The sequence below is a fragment of the Enterobacter cloacae complex sp. 2022EL-00981 genome, from assembly GCF_028737495.1.
Taxonomy (GTDB): Bacteria; Pseudomonadota; Gammaproteobacteria; order Enterobacterales; family Enterobacteriaceae; genus Enterobacter; species Enterobacter cloacae.
Map to the genome: position 1 here is coordinate 1 of NZ_JAQZRK010000047.1, position 21,225 is coordinate 21,225.

Consider the following 21,225-nt stretch of genomic DNA (forward strand, 5'->3'; position numbering starts at 1 on the left):
CGATCAACAACCTGTTTGACTGCTTCAGTTTTAAACTCTTCGGGATAACGCTTACCGCTCATGGGCACCTCTCTTTAAGCCATCTTAAATGACTCTGAGGTGTCTGTTAAACCCGTGGCGATTCAATGTTTGGGACCCTCGATTTTAGGACCCATCTTCGTGGGTCCCATTCAGGGTGCCATAACTCGTAGTTCTCAGCAATTCTCACTAGACTACAATAGACGTAAAAAAGCCCGCAGAGCTTGTGCTGTGCGGGCTTAGTAGACTTTACTGAACTTCAGTACATCAATATTTGGTGGAGCTGGCGGGAGTTGAACCCGCGTCCGAAATTTCTACATCCTCGGTACTACATGCTTAGTTTGTCTTTACATTCGCACGCCAGCTGCGGACAGACACGCCACTAACGAACTAGCCTGATTAGTTTTAACGCTTCAACCCCAGGCAGGGCTTCCACGCGATCTCTTTTGGGTTTGACCTCTCTTTGATCCCCGTCTTAAGAGCGGAAGCTAGGGAGAGAGGGCTCAGAGCAGGTTATTAAGCTGCTAAAGCGTAGTTTTCGTCGTTTGCGACTATTTTTTTGCGGCTTTTAACGAGGCAAACCGCCCCTCGGCATGCACCTTGGGTTTCGCAAATCCCGTCGAATCCAGAATCAGCCCCAATAGTGTTGAACTCAGTATACCAGATTTCACTTCCTGGATACCAGCCCGGAACGCTAACTTATTGAATAGTACAATAAGTGTGCAGAATCAACGTCCTGCGTTTTTCATAATGCGCGCTTTGTCGAGTTGCCATTCGCGCTCTTTCAGGTCAGTACGTTTGTCGTGCTGTTTTTTACCTTTGGCAACGCCAACTTTTACTTTGCACCAGGCGTTTTTCCAGTACAGCGACAGCGCGACCACGGTAAAGCCTTCACGGTTAATGCGCCCGTAGAGGGATTCCAGTTCACGCTTGTTCAGCAGCAGCTTACGGGTACGCGTTGGGTCACACACGTAGTGCGAAGAGGCGACGGTCAGCGGCGTAAAGTTGGCACCGAACAGGAAGGCTTCGCCATCTTTCAGGATGACGTAGCTATCGCCGATGTTGGCTTTCCCGGCGCGCAGCGATTTTACTTCCCAGCCCTGCAGGGCAAGGCCAGCTTCAAATTCTTCTTCAATGAAATACTCATGGCGAGCACGCTTGTTGAGCGCAATGGTCGCCGAGCCTGGTTTATGTGCTTTTTTCTTCGTCATAAGTGTCGTAAAGCCGTCGGTAATCTGATTTCAAAAAGTCACCTCATTGCGTCCTGTGAGGTCTAACGCGCTATCTTAGCACGAGATGAGGCTTAGCGTTTTTTTAACAGGTGATAAATGTTATTATTTGTCCGTTGTGTGACCATGGGAAATGCTATGCCTCAGATTAGCCGTACTGCGCTTGTACCTTACAGCGCGGAACAAATGTATCAGTTAGTGAACGATGTTCAGTCTTATCCAGAATTTATCCCTGGGTGTACCGGGAGCCGCGTTCTGGAGTCTGGCCCGACGCAGATGACGGCGGCGGTGGATGTCTCCAAAGCGGGGATCAGCAAGACGTTCACCACCCGCAATACGCTGACGAACAATCAGAGTATTTTGATGCATCTGGTGGATGGTCCATTCAAGACCCTGATGGGAGGCTGGAAGTTTACGCCGCTAAGCGCTGATGCCTGCCGCATCGAGTTCCATCTGGACTTTGAGTTTACCAATAAGCTGATTGAGCTGGCGTTTGGCCGCATCTTCAAAGAGCTAGCGTCCAATATGGTTCAGGCGTTCACGACCCGCGCCAAAGAGGTCTACAGTGTCGCATAAGATAGCTGTGGAAGTGGTCTACGCGTTGCCTGAGAAGCAGTATCTGCAGCGCGTGACGCTGGAAGAGGGCGCAACCGTTGAGGCGGCTATCCGAGCTTCTGGCATTCTGGAGCTTCGTCGCGATATCGATCTGGCAAAAAATAAAGTCGGCATTTACAGCCGCCCGGTGAAACTGGGTGATGTGCTGAAAGAGGGCGACCGGGTGGAGATTTATCGCCCGTTGATTGCCGACCCGAAAGAGCTGCGTCGCCAGCGTGCGGAGAAATCTGGTAAGTAGTGCTTTTCTCCCCCAGTGGCGCTGCGCTTACCGGGGCTACGATCCAGTGCGAAATGTCGATACAAAAAAGGTGCTCATTGAGCACCTTTTTGCATTTCTGACGCCGGATTATTTGGTCAGGGCAGGCTTGTTGTCGATGTTGGTCAACACACCGGCGCTGCTGAAGGTCAGCGTCAGGGTCTGCTGGGTCACATCTTCGTGGCCAGGCTGCTGACGGAATACATAGAACCAGGTGTTGGTGCCGAACGGATCGGACATCATCGGGGTTCCCAGTGCATAAGCGACCTGCTGTTGTGTCATCCCTACACGGATTTTAGACACATCGTTAGGGGTAAGGTAGTTCCCCTGGTTGATGTCAGGACGGTAAACCACTTTCTCCAGAGTGGAACAGCCTGCGGTCAACATCAGAAGAACCGCAGCGGCAGCGGTCAGCGTTTTACAGCGCATAGTGATTTGATTCCTTTTCGGGCCCGAGCAGTACGCGGCTCATATGTAATATGCCGATGATAATAGACCTTGCCCCACTTTGAAACCGGTCTGGCGGCGTTTTTGTTGTTCTGTATGACCCTGAGATCCCGAAAAAGTTTATGCCGCCAGCAGTTCTTTCGCATTCGCGAGCGTATTGCGGGTGACTTCGCTGCCTCCCAGCAGACGAGCCAGCTCCTGCAGGCGCGAGCGTTTATCCAGCGGTTTCATGTGCGTCTCGGTCATTTCACCGTCCGTTTCTTTGCTGACGATAAAGTGATGATGACCACAGCCCGCCACCTGCGGCAGGTGGGTGACGCACATCACCTGAGTCGATTCACCGAGCTGGCGCAGCAGTTTACCCACTACCGCCGCCGTCGGGCCGCTGATCCCCACATCCACTTCATCGAAAATCAGGGCCGGGGTTTCCATTTTACGGGCGGTGATAACCTGGATCGCCAGAGCAATACGGGAGAGCTCACCGCCAGATGCCACTTTGGAAATAGGCTGTAACGGCTGGCCTGGGTTGGTGGTGACACGGAACTCGATGCGATCCGCGCCTTCCGCCGTCAGGGAGTTCTCTTCGAAGCGGACATCAATCGTGAATATGCCGTGCGGCATCGCCAGCGTATGCATGCTGTCGGTGATGTGCTGGCTGAGTTCCTGAGCATAATGCTGACGAACATCATGCAGCTGTTTCGCCGTGGTCAGCGCCTGCTGATGGTGCTGGTTTACCGCCAGAGTCAGCGTTTCCAGTGAATCAGCCTGATCGTCAAGTTGCTGCTGTTCATCAAGGAGAGACTGATAAAAAGCAGGCAACTCTTCTGGCGTGACGTGGTGCTTGCGCGCCAAAGAAATCTGACGGGAAATTCGTTGTTCCAGCTCAAACAGGCGATTGGGGTCGAGATCCAGGCGTTCACAGTAGTGGCGCAGTTCATCACTGGCTTCAGAGATTTGAATCGCCGCCTCTTCCAGCATATCCAGCACGCCGGACAGTTTGCTGTCCATGCCCGCCAGCTCGGTAACAAGCTGACGCACGTTATACAGCTGGCTTTGCAGATTAACGTCTTCGCCATCTGCCAGTAAGGTGAGGGCGTTCTGGCTGGTAGAGAGCAGATGGCCACTGTTGGCCAGACGCTTGTACTCTTCGTCAATAAGTTCGAACTCACCCGCCTGCGGGTTAAACTCGTTCAGCTCTTTGAGCTGATACTCCAGCAGCTCGGCGCGTGCGGCACGCTCCTGGCTTTGCTGCTGGTGCTGAGCCAGCTCGCGGCAACTCTGGTGCCACTGGCGATAGTGTTCTGCCATCAACTGAGTAAGTGCATACTCACCTGCATAGCCATCGAGTAGCGATTTTTGCTGCTCCGGCTTAACCAGCTGCTGATGCGCGTGCTGACCATGGATCTGAATAAGCAACTGACCCAGCTCGCGAAGCTGAGAAAGCGGTACCGCCGTGCCGTTGATAAAACCGCGTGAACGACCGTCGCTGCTGATAACGCGACGAAGTAAACACTCACGTCCATCTTCAAGCTGGTTTTCTTCGAGCCAGCGCAGAGCCGCAGGGGTGTCTTTTAGGGAGAAGCGAGCGCAGAGGTCAGCACGGTTGGCGCCCATGCGCACCATGTCACCCTCAGCACGCCCGCCAAGGCACAAGCCGAGGGCATCAATGGCAATGGATTTACCCGCACCGGTTTCCCCGGTGATCGCCGTCATGCCGCTGTGGAAATCGATCTCAAGCTCACGAACAATGGCAAAGTTGCTGATGGTCAGTTGTGCCAGCATAATTGTTTTCCTGTATGAAAAACCATAACTGTGTTTTCATACAGTATAAACTGGTTTTTTATACAGTAAAGTACTGGATGCAAAATCAGAACAATTTTTTTGACCAGCCAAGCTTCGAGCTTAATGTATTGAAATAGCTATAATCTTTCGGGTGAATAAGGTTCAGGTGATAATCACATCGCCGAATTAGCACATCTTCACCTTCCTGAATAGGCAGTGCGATCTGGCTGTCGCAGCTGATCTCCAGGTCATTACGGCGGTGCGAGAAACGCAGGCGAATGGTGCTGCTGCCGTTAATCACCAGCGGGCGGGCAGAAAGGGTGTGCGGGAACATCGGCACCAGCGTAATGGCATCCAGCGAAGGCGTCAGGATTGGTCCTCCCGCGGAAAGCGAATAGGCGGTCGAGCCCGTCGGCGTGGAGATAATCAGCCCGTCAGAGCGCTGGGAGAACGCGAAGATTTCATCGATATACACTTCGAACTCAATCATATGCGCCACTTTGCCGGGGTGAAGTACCACCTCGTTAATGGCGGTACTGATGCGTTTCTGGCAGTCCTGCTGACACACCTGCGCTTCCAGTAAAAAACGTTTTTCGCTGATGTAATGTCCTTCCAGCACATCGGCCAGCTGCTGCTGCGCGTTGTCCGGGTCGAGGTCGGTCAGAAAACCGAGATTGCCACGGTTGATGCCGATGACTTTTATGTCGTAGCGCGCCAGCGTGCGAGCCGCGCCAAGCATGTTGCCGTCGCCGCCGACCACCACGGCAAGATCCGCCTGCTGTCCAATCTCTGCCAGCGTGCCGGTTTTAACGCTCTTAAGCTGCAGCTCCTGAGCGATCTGCTGCTCAACCATCACTTCATAGCCTTTGCTACACAGCCAGCGATACAACATTTCATGTGTCGTCAATGCCGTAGGGTGACGCGGGTGCCCGACGATCCCAATACACCTGAAATGATTATTCATTTTCTGGAGGTCCTTGTGCCTGATGAATGATGACAATCTCTCTTGTTCCCTTGAATCCAGGAAACTGATCCCCATAATAAGCGAAGTTAGCGAGATGAATGCAGAAAAACGCGGAGAAATTCATGAGTAGTAAAGAACAGAAAACGCCTGAGGGGCAAGCCCCTGAAGAAATTATCACGGAACAGCACGATGACGTTGAGGCTGTAGAGCCAGACGCATCTGCTGAGCAGGTGGACCCGCGCGATGAAAAAATTGCGAATCTGGAAGCCCAACTGGTAGAAGCACAGAATCGCGAACGCGACAGTGTTCTGCGCATCAAGGCGGAAATGGAAAACCTGCGTCGTCGTACCGAACAGGACGTTGAGAAGGCGCATAAGTTTGCGCTGGAGAAATTCGTCAACGAACTGCTGCCGGTAATCGACAGCCTCGATCGCGCCCTGGAAGTGGCTGATAAAGCGAATCCGGACAACGCGGCAATGATCGAAGGTATCGAACTGACGCTGAAATCCATGCTGGACGTGGTGCGTAAGTTCGGCGTGGAAGTGATTGCCGATACCGACGTCCCGCTGGATCCTAACGTACACCAGGCGATTGCGATGGTGGAATCAGAAGACGTTGAAGCCGGTAAAGTGCTGGGCGTGATGCAGAAAGGGTATACCCTGAACGGCCGTACCATCCGTGCTGCGATGGTGACCGTGGCGAAAGCGAAAGCGTAATTTGCCGTCCCGTAGTGCCGGGCGGCGGCTTCGCCTTGCCCGGCCTACAACATCATTCCGCGATACTTTCGCGCAGTGGTTTAACAGGCAGGACCTTCACCTGCTTAATCATATTGTCCTGCACGTCCAGGATATCAATATCGTACTGCTCAATACGCACGCGTGTGCCCGCCGCCGGGATCTCTTCCAGTGCTTCCAGAATCATCCCGTTCATGGTGCGAGCCTCATCTTCCGGCAGATGCCAGTTAAAGGCTTTATTGAGTTCGCGGATGTTCGCGCTGCCGTCAATCAGCACCGAACCGTCGTTTTGCGGTGTGACCTCTTCCGCAAGAGAAGGGGACATGGAGGTGGTAAAGTCTCCGACAATCTCTTCCAGAATATCTTCGACCGTCACCAGCCCCTGAATATCGCCATACTCATCGACCACCAGGCCGACTTTCTTTTTGTTACGCTGGAATTTTACCAGCTGCGTGCTGAGCGGCGTTCCTTCCGGCACGTAGTAAATCTCGTCGGCGGCGCGCAGCATCACCTCTTTAGTGAACTCTTTTTTCTCGGTCATCAGGCGATAGGCTTCCCGTACGCGCAGCATACTGATGGCGTCGTCCAGGGAGTCGCGATAAAGCACAATGCGTCCGTGCGGGGAGTGGGTCAGTTGGCGGACGATGGCCTTCCAGTCGTCGTTAATATCAATCCCGACGATTTCGTTACGCGGCACCATAATGTCGTTAACGCTGACCTTTTCCAGATCCAGCACCGACAGGAGCATGTCCTGATTGCGGCGTGAAATCTGCGAGCGGGATTCGTTCACGATGGTGCGCAGCTCGTCTTTGCTGAGTGCACTGCTGATGGCGACGTCGGCTTTGATGCCGACCATGCGCATCAGGATACGGGTGACCATATTCAACAGCCAGACCAGCGGCATCATCAGGATCAGCAGCGGTGCCAGCAGGAAGCTGCTCGGGTAAGCCACTTTTTCCGGGTAAAGCGCAGCGATGGTTTTGGGCAGCACTTCCGCAAACACCAGCACTACAAACGTCAGTACGCCGGTAGCAATCGCGACCCCGGCGTTGCCGTACAGGCGCATCCCGACAATGGTGCCCAGCGCAGAGGCGAGGATATTGACGAGGTTGTTACCGATAAGCACCAGACTTATCAGGCGATCCGGTTTACGGAGCAGCTTTTCAACGCGACGTGCGGCACGGTTACCCTGTTTAGCACGATGACGTAACCGGTAGCGGTTTAAGGTCATCATGCCGGTTTCCGAGCCAGAGAAATAGGCGGAGATGACCACCATGACGATCAGCGTAACGATCAGCGTGGTGGTAGAGATGTGTTCCAGGGGGAACTCCTTTGTTACTTAGCCAGCAAATTGCTGTATGAAGCGACTTCCGAAATAGGCAAGGGTGAGAATGCCCGCACCCGCGACGTTGAACCAGACCACGCGACGACCGCGCCAGCCCTCATGATAATGGCCCCATAACAGCACAATATAGACAAACCACGCGATGATGGAGAGCACCGCTTTGTCGATATTCTCCACGCTGAACAGGTTTTTCATATAAAACAGGCCAGTGCAGAGCGTTAAGGTCAATAATACTACGCCGACCTGGGTGATGTGGAACATCTTACGCTCAATGACCATCAGCGGCGGCATCTCATGGTTAAACGCCAGTTTTTTGTTTTTCAACTGGTAGTCAATCCAGGCGAGCTGCATGGCATAGAGCGCGGCAATGATCAGCGTTGCGTAAGAGAACAGCGACAGGCCGATGTGCACCAGCATGCCCGGCGTGGCTTCCAGATGCGTAATGAACTCATTGGGCATAAAGGTTGCTAAGGCCAGATTGATCAGCGCGAAGGCATAAACAATGGGCAGCAATAACCAGCCGCGATTCTTAGAGGCGACAATGGTCATCACCGTACAGATCATCAGGCTGACCAGCGAACCGACGTTCAGCACGCTCAGGTTTTGCACGCTGCCGTCACCGGGAATGATGCGCGATTCCAGCGCAAAAGCGTGACTAATCAGTGCGATCACCGCCGACAGAATAGCCATGCGCCGCCAGCCGCTGTTTTTTTGCAGCAGTCCGGGAATGATCAGCGCAAGGCTGACAGAGTAGGCAACAAGGGCGATCAGTGCGAAAACAGGCATATAGGCATCGACAGTTGTCTTAATAAGAAAGAGAAGCAGTATAACGTTACGTGACGCCTGCTCCAACCGTTGCATAACAACAAAGGCGCCTTCATGTTATACTCCGGCAAAATTCTGTGTATGTGTCGCTCATGGCGGCCCAACGTTTCTACTCAGGCGAGAGACAATGTTTGATAATTTAACCGATCGTTTGTCGCGCACGCTGCGCAACATCAGCGGCCGCGGACGCCTTACTGAAGACAACATCAAGGAAACGCTGCGCGAAGTGCGCATGGCGCTGCTGGAAGCAGACGTCGCGTTGCCGGTTGTTCGTGATTTTATCAACCGCGTTAAAGAGAAGGCGGTTGGTCATGAAGTTAACAAGAGCCTGACCCCGGGTCAGGAGTTCGTCAAAATCGTTCGTAACGAACTGGTTTCGGCGATGGGCGAAGAGAACCAGGTCCTGAACCTGGCGGCTCAGCCTCCGGCCGTCGTGTTGATGGCGGGTCTGCAGGGGGCGGGTAAAACCACCAGCGTCGGTAAGCTGGGTAAATTCCTGCGCGAGAAGCACAAGAAAAAAGTGCTGGTGGTTTCTGCGGACGTTTATCGCCCGGCGGCGATCAAACAGCTGGAGACCCTGGCGCAGCAGGTTGGGGTCGATTTCTTCCCGTCTGACGTGGCCCAGAAGCCAGTCGACATCGTGAACGCAGCGCTGAAAGAGGCGAAGCTGAAGTTCTACGACGTGCTGCTGGTGGATACCGCCGGTCGTCTGCACGTCGACGAAGCGATGATGGACGAAATCAAACAGGTGCATGCTTCTATCAACCCGGTAGAGACCCTGTTTGTGGTTGACGCCATGACCGGCCAGGATGCGGCGAACACCGCGAAAGCGTTCAACGAAGCGCTGCCGTTAACCGGCGTGGTGCTGACCAAAGTGGACGGTGACGCCCGCGGCGGTGCGGCGCTTTCTATTCGTCATATCACCGGTAAGCCGATCAAATTCCTCGGTGTGGGCGAAAAAACCGAAGCGCTGGAGCCGTTCCACCCGGACCGTATTGCCTCCCGTATCCTCGGCATGGGCGACGTACTGTCGCTGATTGAAGATATCGAGAGCAAAGTTGACCGTGCGCAGGCCGAGAAGCTGGCCAGCAAGCTGAAAAAAGGTGACGGTTTCGATCTGACCGACTTCCTTGAGCAGCTGCGTCAGATGAAAAACATGGGCGGCATGGCAAGCCTGATGGGCAAACTGCCGGGCATGGGCCAGATCCCAGACAACGTAAAAGCGCAGATGGATGACAAGGTGCTGGTGCGTATGGAGGCGATCATCAACTCAATGACCCTCAAAGAGCGTGCTAACCCGGATATCATCAAAGGTTCCCGTAAGCGCCGTATCGCAGCCGGTTGCGGCATGCAGGTGCAGGACGTTAACCGCCTTCTGAAACAGTTCGACGACATGCAGCGCATGATGAAGAAAATGAAGAAAGGCGGCATGGCGAAAATGATGCGTGGCATGAAAGGCATGATGCCACCCGGTTTTCCTGGGCGATAATCGCTTTTGAGATTGCTTTTTGCCCGAAAATGAGTAAAATTTTCGGGCTTTTAATATGACACCCGGGCTCCGTTCCTCGATGGGGCCCGGTTGTTTTATTCACACAAGAGGATGTTATGGTAACTATTCGTTTAGCACGTCACGGCGCTAAAAAGCGTCCGTTCTACCAGGTTGTTGTGACTGACAGCCGTAATGCACGCAACGGTCGCTTCATCGAGCGCGTTGGTTTCTTCAACCCACTGGCCGCTGGCGCAGAAGAAGAAACTCGTCTGGATCTGGATCGTATCGCTCACTGGGTTGGCCAGGGCGCGACTGTTTCCGATCGCGTTGCTACGCTGATCAAAGCAGCAAACAAAGCAGCTTAATCTGTCACGGTGGTCATGATGAGCAATAAAGCACCTGTTGAACCGATTGTATTGGGCAAAATGGGTTCTTGCTACGGTATCCGTGGTTGGCTCAGAGTGTTTTCCTCCACTGAAGACGCTGATAGCATTTTTAATTACCAGCCCTGGTTTATCCAGAAAGGCGGTAAGTGGGAAGAGGTCGAGCTGGAAAGCTGGCGTCACCACAATCAGGACATCATCATCAAGCTGAAAGGCGTTGACGATCGTGATGCCGCGAATGCACTGACTAATTGTGAAATTGTCGTGGATTCGTCGCAGTTGCCGGAGCTCGAAGAAGGCGACTATTACTGGAAAGACCTTATGGGTTGCCAGGTAGTCACTACTGAAGGCTACAGCCTGGGGAAAGTCATCGACATGATGGAAACCGGGTCCAATGACGTTCTCGTCATTAAGGCAAACCTGAAAGATGCATTTGGCATCAAGGAGCGGTTGGTTCCGTTCCTCGATGGACAGGTTATCAAGAAAGTCGATCTCGCTACTCAAACGATTGAAGTAGATTGGGATCCTGGTTTTTAAATTCTCCGGATAAACGGTAAAAGACGGCGCTATGTGGATTGGCATAATTAGCCTGTTTCCTGAAATGTTCCGCGCGATTACCGATTACGGGGTAACTGGCCGGGCAGTAAAGAATGGCCTGCTGAGCATCCAGAGCTGGAGTCCTCGTGACTTCACGCATGACCGGCACCGTACCGTGGACGATCGTCCTTACGGCGGCGGACCGGGGATGTTAATGATGGTGCAACCCTTACGGGACGCGATTCACACAGCAAAAGCCGCGGCAGGTGAAGGCGCAAAGGTGATTTATCTGTCACCTCAGGGACGCAAGCTTGATCAAGCGGGCGTCAGCGAACTGGCGACGAATCAAAAACTGATTCTGGTCTGTGGTCGCTACGAAGGGATAGATGAGCGCGTAATTCAAACCGAGATTGACGAAGAATGGTCTATCGGCGATTACGTTCTCAGCGGTGGTGAGTTACCCGCAATGACGCTGATTGACTCCGTCGCCCGGTTCATTCCGGGAGTACTGGGCCATGAAGCTTCGGCAACGGAAGATTCCTTTGCCGATGGGTTGCTGGACTGTCCACACTATACCCGTCCTGAAGTGTTAGAAGGGATGGAAGTCCCGGCAGTGTTACTGTCAGGAAACCATGCTGAGATACGTCGCTGGCGTTTGAAGCAGTCGCTGGGCCGAACCTGGCTTAGAAGACCTGAACTTCTGGAAAACCTGGCTCTGACTGAAGAGCAAGCAAAGTTGCTGGCCGAGTTCAAAACTGAACACGCGCAACAGCAGCATGAACATGATGGGAATGCGTAATACGCTCCCGAATATCAGTTTACCCAGGATAAGAGATTAAATTATGAGCAACATTATTAAGCAACTTGAACAAGAGCAGATGAAGCAGGACGTACCTTCCTTCCGTCCAGGTGACACCGTGGAAGTGAAAGTATGGGTTGTTGAAGGTTCCAAAAAACGTCTGCAGGCATTCGAGGGCGTGGTTATCGCTATTCGTAACCGCGGTCTGCACTCTGCATTCACTGTTCGTAAAATTTCCAACGGCGAAGGCGTTGAGCGTGTCTTCCAGACTCACTCTCCGGTAGTTGACAGCATTGCTGTTAAACGTCGTGGTGCTGTACGTAAAGCTAAACTGTACTACCTGCGTGAGCGTACTGGTAAGTCTGCTCGTATTAAAGAGCGTCTGAACTAAGATTCGCTTAAGCGACATCCTGTTAGAAAGGGCTGGCCGAAAGGCTGGCCCTTTTTTTATCCCATCGCATCTCTCGTGTTAACCCTTTCGTCATAAATCATTTACAATGCTGGCCTCTTCCGTGGAGGGTAAGTGATTAACGTACTGCATCAGCATAACTGGAAACGCGCAGCGGCATTGACCGCGCTGTTTGCGATCCTGCTGATCGTGATCGCACCGCTGATCTCCGTCTCGCTGCAAAAAGATCCCATGAGTACCATGCCGGGGATGCACCATGACATGAGCATGATGTCGATGGATGAGCACCACGGCGATAAGCAGCACAGCATGCCGGTTGACCATGCGGAAGCCTGTGGCTACTGCGTGCTATTAGCCCACGTGCCGGGCATGATACTCGCGCTGATTGTGCTGCTCAGTATCGTGCTGCAAAGGCTGCGTGTCAGGACGCCGCGTCAGGCTGTCAGCCACTGGCACTTTTTCCCCTGGCTTTATCCTGATACCCGCGCGCCGCCGCGGCAGTCTGCTTTTTCCCTTTAAAAAATATCGATAACTTTTTGCCTTAAAAAGGAAAAGTATGACTACCTGCACTCCGCGCGCGGCATGGGGAAACCTGCTGCGTCGACTCCATTTCTATGTCGGGTTGTTTGTCGGCCCGTTTATCTTCTTCGCCGCGCTGACCGGTACGCTGTACGTGGCGACACCGCAGCTGGAAAATATTCTGTACCGGCACGCGCTCCATACGGATTCCGTGGGGGAACTCCAACCGCTGGCGGAACAGATCGCCGTGGCGGAAAAAAACATCGGCACCGAGCTGCGTTTATACGCCGTTCGTCCTGGCCTGGCTGCGGGTGAAACCACCCGGGTGATGTTTGCCGACCCGTCGCTTGGCCCATCGGAGACCCGCGCTATTTTTATCGATCCCGTTACTCTTGCGGTGCGTGGCGATATGACCGTGTATGGCACCAGCGGGATTTTACCGCTACGCCAGACCATTGATTATCTGCATACGTCCCTGATGCTGGGTAACGTTGGTCGGCTCTACAGCGAGCTGGCCGCCTCGTGGATGTGGGTCGCCGCGCTGGGCGGGATTGCGCTGTGGTTTTATACCCGGCCAAAACGTCGGCTCAACAATCGTTTTCAGAACCGGCGTCGCCTGCATGTCACGCTGGGCTGGGTGTTGCTGGGGGGAATGTTGCTGTTTTCTGCGACCGGCCTGACGTGGTCCCAATGGGCGGGCGGCAACGTGGATAAACTGCGCGCGCAGATGAACTGGCTCACGCCGCAGGTGAGCACCACGCTTTCGGGTGCGCCCGTCACGATGGATGAGCACGCTGAACACCATGGGCATCATGCCGGCATGATGATGCCCGACATGACGATGGATCTGACCCAGTTCGATGGCGTATTGCACGCTGCCCGCCAGGCCGGGATTGATGCGAATAAACTCGAAATCCGCCCGGCGAAAAGCGCTGACCAGGCGTGGACCGTGACGGAAATTGACCGCCGCTGGCCGACCCAGGTGGATGCCGTTGCGGTGGATCCAAATTCCATGCAAATTCTGGACAGAACCCGCTTTGAGGATTTCCCGTTAATGGCAAAGCTGACCCGCTGGGGGGTGGATTTCCATATGGGGATCTTATTCGGGCTGGTTAACCAGTTACTGCTCGTCGCATTTGGCCTGGCGCTGTGTGTGCTGATTGTCTGGGGATACCGGATGTGGTGGATGCGTCGTCCGGCGCAATCGACGGCCGATCCGCTTCAGACGCTTTGTCAGTGCTGGCTGGCGCTCCCGGGATGGGGAAAAGCCGTCACGGTGGTGGTCAGCGTATTGCTGGGGCTGGCATTGCCGGTGATGGGCGTGAGCCTGGCGCTGTTTATGCTGATTGACTGGCTACGCTGGCGAGCGGCAACTGGCGTGTCGCTCGCACAATCATCCATTAAATAAGGCTATGGCGTGCTGATGACCACCGCGACCCGACGGTTTTCAGCACGCCCTTGCGCCGTACTGTTGCTGGAAACCGGATATTTTTTACCTAATCCCTGCGTGGTGAGGTTGCTGCGCGGGATATTGGCGCCTTTGGCCCAGACGTCAGCCACTGCATTGGCACGTTTTAACGACAGCGCTTCATTGTAGCTCTCTTCACCGTAATTATCGGTGTGGCCATCCATACGGGCGTGTTTCAGGCCGGTAGCCGCCAGGCGAGAGGCCATGGTGCGGATCTGCGCTTCACTTTCCGGGCGCAGTCTGGCGTCATTTTTATCAAACAGGATCGTATCTGACAGGCCCAAAGACCAGTCGCCATTCAGTTCGTTAAAACCGTATGACTTCATCGCCGCAATTTGCTCAGGGGAGAATTTACCTTCAGGCGGTGACTGACAACCCGTCAGTACCATCGAAGCGAGAAATAACGGCGCGAAGTATCGCTTTAACATATCGTATCCTTTCTAAGTTATTGCTTTTGTACGCTGGTTTTTATCCTGGTACATGTTGCGGTCGGCTTGCTCCAGTAATGCTTCCACAGAGGCACTTTCCCACGCCAGAGCAAAGCCAATGCTAAGTGACATCGTTGCTGTCTGCCCGTTATGCAGATCGAACGGGCGCATAAACTGCTGCGACAACGCAGCACAAATCTGTTGAACCTCCGCGGCAGACTGCACGCCGTACAGCACCATCGCAAACTCGTCACCGCCAAGGCGGTATGACTGATGACGCTTATCGCCAAACTCAACCATCCGGCGGGCGACTTCAATCAGGACGCAATCGCCCGCAGCATGTCCCCAGGTATCGTTAATAAACTTGAAATTATCACCGTCGAGGAAGAGCAGGGCAGTGTTGGTTTTTGCGGAGGCGTCGTGCATTAATGCCGCGATGCTGCTACGAAACGCCGCCCGATTGGCGAGGCCGGTGAGAGGATCGTGCATGGCGGTACGCAGTAGCTGAGCGTTTTTCGCCTGCAGCTTAAGCTGCCACTCTTCCATTTCATCCAGCAGACTGTTGAAGTCTTCGCCAAACTGGTGGAATTCTTCGATGCGACCATCCTTCACCCGCCGGGAAAAGTTGCGGTTGGTGCGTACGTCATGCACGACATCGGTGATGTTTTGCAGCGCCGTGACCATGCCATGATGCAGAGATTGTGTAATCGTAAGTGCGACGGCGGTGGCAAAAAGAATACAGCCGGTAAGAACGGCAAACGACAGCCAGATGAAATGGCTGATGAGATTATCGCGTGCGGTCAGGCGAATTTCGCCGATCGCATTACCGTTATGCATGATCGGCTGTGCGACCGGGTCGGGGAACAGCCAGCGGCTAACCAATGCACCCAGCGTGTCGTTATTCTCTTCCGGGTTCCAGGACCAGTAAGCAAACCGCTTTTTATGCGCGTTAAGAACCTCAGCCACGGCAAACTGGCCCTGTTTACCCAGGGTGGCGAGCGTTTCGTTAGCCGCCAGCGCATCATTAAAGACCAGTGAGGCTTCAAGGCTGTGGCTCATTGTTGCGCCGGTTAATTCGAGATTTTTTTGGGCGTATTGCTTTAATGTCACCACGGAAGCAAAACAAAGCAGGAGCCAAATTAACGTCATGGTGATGATGACGCTTATCATGCTGATTCGTCTCAACGTGCTTTTAAACGTTGGACGTGGCGTTGAAGTGATTTCTTTATCCATGCTGCTTATTCCGTGCCAGCATTAATACATCCGGATTGACGCGTACGCCACTGCGCGTCAATGCATCCAGATTAACGGAAAATCTGACCTGGTTATGATCGATTATCAGGCAGAATGCACTGCCAATAACACATTCCGGATTCTGCTCTGAGATTAATAGCAATGCTCTGCCCTGATATTGACTTATTAATTCAAGTTGTTTTGCAGGCGATTCAGCCCCGAAATAAATAGCATCACACGTCGCGGACAGGGCTTCCTGATCGTTACGTACAATGACGGGAGTATAAGGTAACTCGCTTTGCCCTTCTTCGCTGCTCAGTGCTTGCGTGTAGTGAGACGAGGCATAAACGCAGAGTTTAGGTTGCCCGGAAAGTGACGGCCATCGGGTATAGCTCACAATACCCGATACAATCGAACGTACCGATTTATCGGTTTCTGTGAACGTGGCTGCCGGTGCTGGGCCCACCATAAAGAACAGCATTAGCACCAGAGTGAGTCGGAACAAAGAGATCAAGAATGAATTTCTCACCAGAATCCGCCATACCGCTCTGGAAATAGATGTCCTTACGAGTTGTCGGCAGAATACCATTGTTTATCAAAGCCGTCATTATGTCAGAAATGTACTGAGTACGACCTAAGCTAAATCCTACAGTTGTATATATTCCGGCGTATAAAAACGGCTTAATTAAGTCTGCTGGAACGCATACTTTCATCCATTCCTTGTTGCCATGATTCATGCAGTTTTGCTGCGTTTTCAACAGTATCACAACTGGCCGGGAAAGATTTACCTGCTATTCCCCAGGCGTGAATAAAACCTTCCTCACACACTTTTTTCTGTCCGTCGGCGTAGCCACGAAGATATTCACTACGATCAACCTGCGGGTCGTTAAAACTATCGGCCAGCGTCTGATTATCTTTAACCGGCAGACCATTCATGGCGTCTTCTTTACCCGCATCAAACCAGCTGGGACTAGTCCAGTCGGGCTGGAAGGTATAAGGGTTGATCTCACAGCCCGATAAAAACAGCGACAACAGCATCAGAGCGATTGAACGCATAGCCATTCTCCTTTTTTCTTCAGCATAGCCTGGCAAAAGAAAGTGGGGGTGTAATTTTAGGTTTACGATTTTGACGGCTGATTTTTGCAGTAAAATGGCTTTTGTAAAGTAAAGTGTACGTATTTTGGATTGAAATCTTTACTTGTTGTGGTATCGTTGTTTCACCTCTTCGAGGAAAACACCTATCGCAAACGAGCTTTACAGGATCGCCATCATGCAAAAAGACGCGCTGAACAACGTACATATCACTGACGAACAGGTTTTGATTACACCGGATCAACTGAAAGCGGAGTTCCCGCTGAGCGTCGCGCAGGAGGCTCAAATTGAGCACTCGCGCCAGACCATTTCTGACATTATCGCTGGCCGCGATCCGCGTCTGCTGGTGGTATGTGGTCCTTGTTCCATTAACGATCCTGAAACCGCCATTGAGTACGCTCGTCGATTTAAAGCATTAGCGGAGGAGGTCAGCGATAGCCTCTACCTGGTGATGCGCGTCTATTTTGAGAAGCCACGTACCACCGTTGGCTGGAAAGGGTTGATTAACGATCCGCACATGGATGGCTCGTTTGATGTGGAAGCCGGTCTGAAGATTGCGCGTCGCCTGCTGGTTGAGCTGGTCAGCATGGGGCTGCCACTGGCAACCGAAGCGCTGGATCCGAACAGCCCGCAGTACCTGGGCGATCTGTTTAGCTGGTCTGCGATTGGTGCGCGTACTACGGAATCACAAACCCACCGTGAAATGGCGTCTGGTCTGTCGATGCCGGTTGGTTTTAAAAACGGGACCGACGGTAGCCTTGCCACGGCGATCAACGCCATGCGCGCCGCGGCCATGCCGCATCGCTTTGTAGGTATTAACCAGGCGGGCCAGGTTTGTCTCCTGCAGACGCAGGGTAATCCGGACGGTCATGTGATCCTGCGTGGCGGTAAAGCGCCAAACTACAGCCCGGCAGATGTGGCACAGTGTGAAAAAGAGATGGAGCAGGCGGGACTGCGCCCGGCACTGATGGTAGATTGCAGTCATGGTAATTCGAACAAAGATTACCGTCGTCAGCCTGCGGTGGCGGAATCGGTGGTCGCACAAATCAAAGACGGCAACCGTTCTATTATCGGTCTGATGATTGAGAGCAATATTCATGAAGGCAATCAATCATCTGAACAACCGCGCAGCGCAATGAAGTACGGTGTGTCCGTGACGGATGCCTGCATCAGCTGGGAAACCACCGATGCGCTGCTGCGTGAGATCCACAAAGATATAAACGGCCAGCTGGCGACGCGTCTGGCTTAAGAGGTTAGGTATGGTTGCTGAATTGACCGCATTACGCGATCAAATTGATGAAGTGGATAAGGCGCTGCTGGATCTGTTAGCGCGCCGTATGGCGCTGGTTGCCGAGGTGGGTGAGGTCAAAAGCAAATATGGCCTGCCGATTTACGTTCCGGAGCGCGAGGCCTCCATGCTGGCTTCCCGTCGTAAAGAGGCCCAGGCGCTGGGCGTCTCGCCGGATTTGATTGAAGATGTTTTGCGTCGTGTGATGCGGGAGTCCTACTCCAGCGAAAACGATAAAGGCTTCAAAACCCTTTGCCCGTCCCTGCGCCCGGTCGTTATTGTGGGCGGGGCGGGTCAGATGGGGCGGCTGTTTGAAAAAATGCTGACCCTGTCTGGCTATCAGGTGCGTATCCTGGAAAAAGAGGACTGGGCAAAAGCACCGGAGCTGATGAAAGATGCCGGAATGGTCATCGTCAGCGTGCCGATTCACGTGACGGAGCAGATCATTGCGAAGCTTCCTCCGCTACCTGCAGATTGCATCCTGGTGGATTTAGCGTCCGTGAAAAATGGTCCGCTGCAGGCTATGCTGGCCGCGCACACGGGGCCGGTCCTGGGGCTGCATCCTATGTTTGGCCCGGACAGTGGCAGCCTGGCGAAACAGGTGGTGGTTTACTGCGATGGTCGTCAGCCGGAAGCCTACCAGTGGTTCCTGGAACAGATTCAGGTTTGGGGCGCGCGGCTGCACCGCATTAGCGCGGTTGAACACGATCAGAACATGGCGTTCATCCAGGCGCTGCGCCACTTTGCGACCTTTGCCTATGGGCTGCATCTGGCGGAAGAGAATGTGCAGCTTGAGCAGTTATTGGCACTCTCTTCGCCTATCTATCGTCTGGAGCTGGCGATGGTAGGGCGTCTGTTTGCTCAGGATCCCCAGCTTTACGCCGACATTATTATGTCGTCTGAGAACAACCTGGCACTAATTAAGCGTTACTACCAGCGTTTTGGCGAAGCCATTACGCTGCTGGAGCACGGCGACAAGCAGGCGTTTATCGACAGCTTCCGTAAGGTCGAACACTGGTTTGGCGATTACGCGCAACGTTTCCAGAGCGAGAGCCGCACGCTGTTGCGTCATGCAAATGACAGTCGCCAGTAATGCGATGATGTATATACTGAAAGCCAGCATTGCTGGCTTTTTTCATTTTGGGGAACTGTCATGGCCGAACCGCAGCTGCTGTTGAACTACACCGGGCATCTGCCCGAATGCCCGACGTGGAGTGCAGAGGAAAATGCGCTTTACTGGGCGGATATTCTTGAAGGTGAGATCCACCGTTATCATTTACCCACGGCGGAACACACCGTGCTCTCTTTCCACGAAGAGGTGGGGTGTTTCGCCCTGCGCGAACGCGGCGGCTTTATCGTCGCGATGCGAAGCGGCATCTGGCTTTCCGATAAACACGGCCTGCTGCAGCGCAAAGTCTGTGATAACCCGTCGAATCCGCAGCTTGCGCGTTTCAATGATGGGGGAACCGATCACCGGGGCCAGTTCTACGCCGGGACCTTCTGGGCACCGGGTGATTACAACGGGGCGCTGCTGATGCGCATTGATAACGATCTGACGCCAAAAGTTATCCAGTGCGACATTCATGGCCATAATGGTCTGGCATTCAGCCCCGACCAGCGGTGGATGTTTACTTCTGATACGCCAAACGGCGTTATCTACCGTACCCCACTGGATGAGCAGGGGGAACCCGGTAAAAGGGATGTATTCCGCCGGTTCAACGACGGCGAAGGGATACCTGACGGTGCCGCGATGGACGAGGAAGGCTGTTACTGGAGTGCGCTGTTTGATGGCTGGCGCATCGCGCGCTTTTCACCTCAGGGAGAGCAACTGGAAGAGTACCGTATGCCGGTCCGTTGCCCAACGATGGTCTGCTTTGGCGGTGACGATATGAAAACGCTGTTTATCACGACCACGCGGGAAAATATGGATGCGCAAGAGGTGGCGCAATATCCCCTCTCCGGCGCTATCTTCACCCTGCCGGTCAGTGTGGCAGGGATGAAGAAAAGCCGGTTTATCGAACGTTAGCTTGGGTCAACCGGTACCACGTTTTCGCTCGGATAACAGCCCAGCACCTTCATTGAACGGGTGATTTCGCTCAGTTCACGCAGGGCTTTCTGCATGGACGGTGATTCCAGGTTGGCCTGAATGTCGAGATAGAACATCTCTTCCCACGGATTGCCGTGAATCGGGCGCGATTCGAGTCGGGTCATGATCAGATTGTGGTTACGCAGTACCAGCAGCGCTTCAACCAGTGCGCCTGCCTGCTGCCCGGTTGCCATCAACAGGGTGGTTTTGGCGGGCACCTGATCAGAGACATTAATGGCTTTGCGTGCCAGCACGATGAAGCGGGTAATGTTTTGCGTCTGGTTTGCCAGGTTACGTTCCAGAACCTGGAGACCATACAGCGCACCGCCCGCCTCGCTGCCCAGCGCCGCGACGGTAGGGGAGTTTGCCTGGGCGACTTTTTCCATCGCTGCGGAGGTGCTTTCGGTGTACTCAATTTTCCAGTTCGGATAACGGTTGAGGAACTGACTGCACTGCTGGAACGGCTGCGGATGGCTGTAGACCGTCTCGATGGTGCTCAAATCGGTTGAGCCAGAGACCAGCACGCAGTGATCGATAGGGATTGTCAGCTCCCCAACCAGCGACAGGCTGGTGTGTTGCAGCAAATCGTACACGTCGTTGATGGCACCGGAACTGGTGTTCTCAATCGGCACGACGGCGTAATCCGCCTGGCCGGTTTCCACCTGATTGAAAATATCGGCGAACTTTGCGCAGCCGCTCTCAATGAACTCTTCAAAATGACGTGCAGCGTACTGGCGGGCAGCCAGATGGGAGTAGGAGCCCTTAGGGCCAAGAAACGCGATGCGGGCAGAGTGCGGGTTGGTTTTATTCAGATGCTGCTGCAACAGCGCTTGCTGGGTCAGAACAGAGTCTTCGATGATGAGCTGGAACAAACGGGTGATGTAATGTGCGTCAAGGTGATGGGCTTTGCCGAGTTGAATCAGACGTTCCAGCAGGTCGCGTTCGCGGTCGATATCACGTACCGGACGGTGGGAGTCCAGTTTGGCTTTACCCACTTCGATGGCGAGCGCGCGGCGTTCAGCCAGAAGTGCCAGTAATTTTTCATCCAGCGCGCTGATTTTTACTCGCAGATCCAGTAACGGGTTTTCCGGTGTCATAGTGTTGTCTGTCTCGTTTTATCGTTATCAATAAAAAAGGCCCCCCGGTGTGGGAGGCCTTGTTGTTCGTCTTCGCATTCTTTATCACACGACGAAACGCCTCCCGTTCAGGGGAAGGTAAAAAAGAATGCGAAGAAAAACGGCGTCAGTTTCATGGAATCATCCTGTGGTTGATAACGTTA

The 21,225-nt window shown here is 53.5% G+C and carries 25 protein-coding genes, 1 other RNA gene and 1 other annotated feature; of the genes, 13 read left to right on the forward strand and 13 right to left on the reverse strand.

From position 1 onward, the window contains the following. Nucleotides 1-293: 293 nt before the first annotated feature. Nucleotides 294-657: a transfer-messenger RNA gene (gene ssrA / locus PUZ33_RS23955) on the reverse strand. A gap of 89 nt (nucleotides 658-746) precedes the next feature. Continuing rightward, nucleotides 747-1,229 carry an SsrA-binding protein SmpB gene (gene smpB / locus PUZ33_RS23960; protein WP_008502505.1) on the reverse strand — a complete coding sequence of 161 codons (483 nt, stop codon included), beginning with the start codon at nucleotides 1,227-1,229 and terminating at the stop codon, nucleotides 747-749. A gap of 156 nt (nucleotides 1,230-1,385) precedes the next feature. Here smpB and PUZ33_RS23965 point away from each other — a divergent pair, with 156 nt between their 5' ends. Beyond that, entirely contained in the window at nucleotides 1,386-1,823 is a 438-nt protein-coding gene (locus PUZ33_RS23965; RefSeq protein ID WP_008502504.1) for a type II toxin-antitoxin system RatA family toxin, read from the forward strand. Beyond that, nucleotides 1,813-2,100 carry an RnfH family protein gene (locus PUZ33_RS23970; protein WP_003863119.1) on the forward strand — a complete coding sequence of 96 codons (288 nt, stop codon included), beginning with the start codon at nucleotides 1,813-1,815 and terminating at the stop codon, nucleotides 2,098-2,100. Before PUZ33_RS23965 ends, PUZ33_RS23970 begins: the two co-directional genes overlap by 11 nt. A gap of 108 nt (nucleotides 2,101-2,208) precedes the next feature. Here the strand turns inward: PUZ33_RS23970 and bamE are convergent, their stop codons facing one another. The 3 genes from bamE to nadK form a co-directional block, all read right to left on the reverse strand. Beyond that, nucleotides 2,209-2,547, reverse strand: a complete 339-nt coding sequence (gene bamE / locus PUZ33_RS23975) for an outer membrane protein assembly factor BamE (RefSeq protein ID WP_003863121.1) — start codon at nucleotides 2,545-2,547, stop codon at nucleotides 2,209-2,211. Between the two features lie 138 nt (nucleotides 2,548-2,685). Beyond that, a complete protein-coding gene (gene recN, locus PUZ33_RS23980) occupies nucleotides 2,686-4,347 on the reverse strand; it encodes a DNA repair protein RecN (protein ID WP_058681056.1) in 1,662 nt (553 codons plus the stop codon). Between the two features lie 85 nt (nucleotides 4,348-4,432). Further along, nucleotides 4,433-5,311 (reverse strand): NAD(+) kinase, encoded by an 879-nt coding sequence (gene nadK / locus PUZ33_RS23985; RefSeq protein ID WP_013098356.1) that lies wholly within the window; start codon nucleotides 5,309-5,311, stop codon nucleotides 4,433-4,435. A 122-nt stretch (nucleotides 5,312-5,433) separates the two neighbouring features. Between nadK and grpE the strand changes: the two genes are divergently transcribed. Continuing rightward, nucleotides 5,434-6,027, forward strand: coding sequence for a nucleotide exchange factor GrpE (grpE, locus tag PUZ33_RS23990; RefSeq protein ID WP_014832953.1), 594 nt, complete (start codon nucleotides 5,434-5,436; stop codon nucleotides 6,025-6,027). A 52-nt stretch (nucleotides 6,028-6,079) separates the two neighbouring features. Here grpE and PUZ33_RS23995 read toward each other — a convergent pair whose 3' ends face one another. Then, complete coding sequence (locus PUZ33_RS23995; protein WP_028028086.1) at nucleotides 6,080-7,366, reverse strand: HlyC/CorC family transporter; 1,287 nt, start codon at nucleotides 7,364-7,366, stop codon at nucleotides 6,080-6,082. Nucleotides 7,367-7,384: 18 nt separating this feature from the next. Continuing rightward, complete coding sequence (locus PUZ33_RS24000) at nucleotides 7,385-8,176, reverse strand: cytochrome C assembly family protein (RefSeq protein ID WP_014832951.1); 792 nt, start codon at nucleotides 8,174-8,176, stop codon at nucleotides 7,385-7,387. A gap of 166 nt (nucleotides 8,177-8,342) precedes the next feature. Here PUZ33_RS24000 and ffh point away from each other — a divergent pair, with 166 nt between their 5' ends. The 7 genes from ffh (at nucleotide 8,343) to PUZ33_RS24035 (ending at nucleotide 13,759) form a co-directional block, all read left to right on the forward strand. Then, complete coding sequence (gene ffh, locus PUZ33_RS24005) at nucleotides 8,343-9,704, forward strand: signal recognition particle protein (protein ID WP_013098351.1); 1,362 nt, start codon at nucleotides 8,343-8,345, stop codon at nucleotides 9,702-9,704. 116 nt (nucleotides 9,705-9,820) lie between these two features. Beyond that, entirely contained in the window at nucleotides 9,821-10,069 is a 249-nt protein-coding gene (rpsP, locus tag PUZ33_RS24010) for a 30S ribosomal protein S16 (protein WP_003863133.1), read from the forward strand. Nucleotides 10,070-10,084: 15 nt separating this feature from the next. After that, nucleotides 10,085-10,624, forward strand: a complete 540-nt coding sequence (gene rimM / locus PUZ33_RS24015) for a ribosome maturation factor RimM (protein WP_013098350.1) — start codon at nucleotides 10,085-10,087, stop codon at nucleotides 10,622-10,624. A 31-nt stretch (nucleotides 10,625-10,655) separates the two neighbouring features. Further along, nucleotides 10,656-11,423 (forward strand): tRNA (guanosine(37)-N1)-methyltransferase TrmD, encoded by a 768-nt coding sequence (gene trmD / locus PUZ33_RS24020; RefSeq protein WP_008502493.1) that lies wholly within the window; start codon nucleotides 10,656-10,658, stop codon nucleotides 11,421-11,423. Between the two features lie 43 nt (nucleotides 11,424-11,466). Next, a complete protein-coding gene (gene rplS / locus PUZ33_RS24025; RefSeq protein WP_002914145.1) occupies nucleotides 11,467-11,814 on the forward strand; it encodes a 50S ribosomal protein L19 in 348 nt (115 codons plus the stop codon). 132 nt (nucleotides 11,815-11,946) lie between these two features. Next, nucleotides 11,947-12,351 carry a DUF2946 domain-containing protein gene (locus PUZ33_RS24030; protein ID WP_038420428.1) on the forward strand — a complete coding sequence of 135 codons (405 nt, stop codon included), beginning with the start codon at nucleotides 11,947-11,949 and terminating at the stop codon, nucleotides 12,349-12,351. Between the two features lie 37 nt (nucleotides 12,352-12,388). Next, the gene (locus PUZ33_RS24035) at nucleotides 12,389-13,759 is read left to right on the forward strand and encodes a PepSY-associated TM helix domain-containing protein (RefSeq protein WP_058681057.1); all 1,371 of its coding nucleotides are present in this window, start codon (nucleotides 12,389-12,391) and stop codon (nucleotides 13,757-13,759) included. A 2-nt stretch (nucleotides 13,760-13,761) separates the two neighbouring features. Here the strand turns inward: PUZ33_RS24035 and PUZ33_RS24040 are convergent, their stop codons facing one another. The 4 genes from PUZ33_RS24040 to PUZ33_RS24055 form a co-directional block, all read right to left on the reverse strand. Then, a complete protein-coding gene (locus PUZ33_RS24040) occupies nucleotides 13,762-14,247 on the reverse strand; it encodes an OmpA family protein (protein WP_013098347.1) in 486 nt (161 codons plus the stop codon). A 12-nt stretch (nucleotides 14,248-14,259) separates the two neighbouring features. Continuing rightward, nucleotides 14,260-15,480 (reverse strand): diguanylate cyclase DgcN, encoded by a 1,221-nt coding sequence (dgcN, locus tag PUZ33_RS24045; RefSeq protein WP_023621746.1) that lies wholly within the window; start codon nucleotides 15,478-15,480, stop codon nucleotides 14,260-14,262. After that, nucleotides 15,473-16,009 (reverse strand): YfiR family protein, encoded by a 537-nt coding sequence (locus PUZ33_RS24050; protein ID WP_028028085.1) that lies wholly within the window; start codon nucleotides 16,007-16,009, stop codon nucleotides 15,473-15,475. The genes dgcN and PUZ33_RS24050 overlap by 8 nt, the downstream gene beginning before the upstream one ends. A 152-nt stretch (nucleotides 16,010-16,161) precedes the next feature. Further along, a complete protein-coding gene (locus PUZ33_RS24055) occupies nucleotides 16,162-16,536 on the reverse strand; it encodes a DUF2799 domain-containing protein (RefSeq protein ID WP_045294704.1) in 375 nt (124 codons plus the stop codon). A 214-nt stretch (nucleotides 16,537-16,750) separates the two neighbouring features. Between PUZ33_RS24055 and aroF the strand changes: the two genes are divergently transcribed. Genes aroF through PUZ33_RS24070 form a run of 3 tightly spaced genes read left to right on the forward strand, consistent with a single transcriptional unit; the run spans nucleotide 16,751 to nucleotide 19,886 of the window. Beyond that, nucleotides 16,751-17,821 (forward strand): 3-deoxy-7-phosphoheptulonate synthase AroF, encoded by a 1,071-nt coding sequence (gene aroF, locus PUZ33_RS24060; RefSeq protein WP_058681059.1) that lies wholly within the window; start codon nucleotides 16,751-16,753, stop codon nucleotides 17,819-17,821. Between the two features lie 10 nt (nucleotides 17,822-17,831). Continuing rightward, nucleotides 17,832-18,953: a bifunctional chorismate mutase/prephenate dehydrogenase gene (tyrA, locus tag PUZ33_RS24065; RefSeq protein ID WP_062676777.1), complete on the forward strand. Its 1,122-nt coding sequence runs from the start codon at nucleotides 17,832-17,834 to the stop codon at nucleotides 18,951-18,953. A 60-nt stretch (nucleotides 18,954-19,013) separates the two neighbouring features. Next, nucleotides 19,014-19,886: an SMP-30/gluconolactonase/LRE family protein gene (locus PUZ33_RS24070; RefSeq protein WP_058681060.1), complete on the forward strand. Its 873-nt coding sequence runs from the start codon at nucleotides 19,014-19,016 to the stop codon at nucleotides 19,884-19,886. On the opposite strand, the gene pheA is transcribed toward PUZ33_RS24070, so the two are convergent. Both pheA and pheL read right to left on the reverse strand, forming a co-directional pair. After that, nucleotides 19,883-21,043, reverse strand: a complete 1,161-nt coding sequence (gene pheA, locus PUZ33_RS24075) for a bifunctional chorismate mutase/prephenate dehydratase (RefSeq protein WP_013098340.1) — start codon at nucleotides 21,041-21,043, stop codon at nucleotides 19,883-19,885. The two genes, PUZ33_RS24070 and pheA, sit on opposite strands and share 4 nt — an antisense overlap. Before the next feature lie 30 nt (nucleotides 21,044-21,073). Then, nucleotides 21,074-21,199 (reverse strand) — a sequence feature (Phe leader region). Then, entirely contained in the window at nucleotides 21,151-21,198 is a 48-nt protein-coding gene (pheL, locus tag PUZ33_RS24080) for a pheA operon leader peptide PheL (protein WP_100249759.1), read from the reverse strand. Its footprint overlaps the feature before it by 48 nt. Nucleotides 21,200-21,225 lie beyond the last annotated feature (26 nt).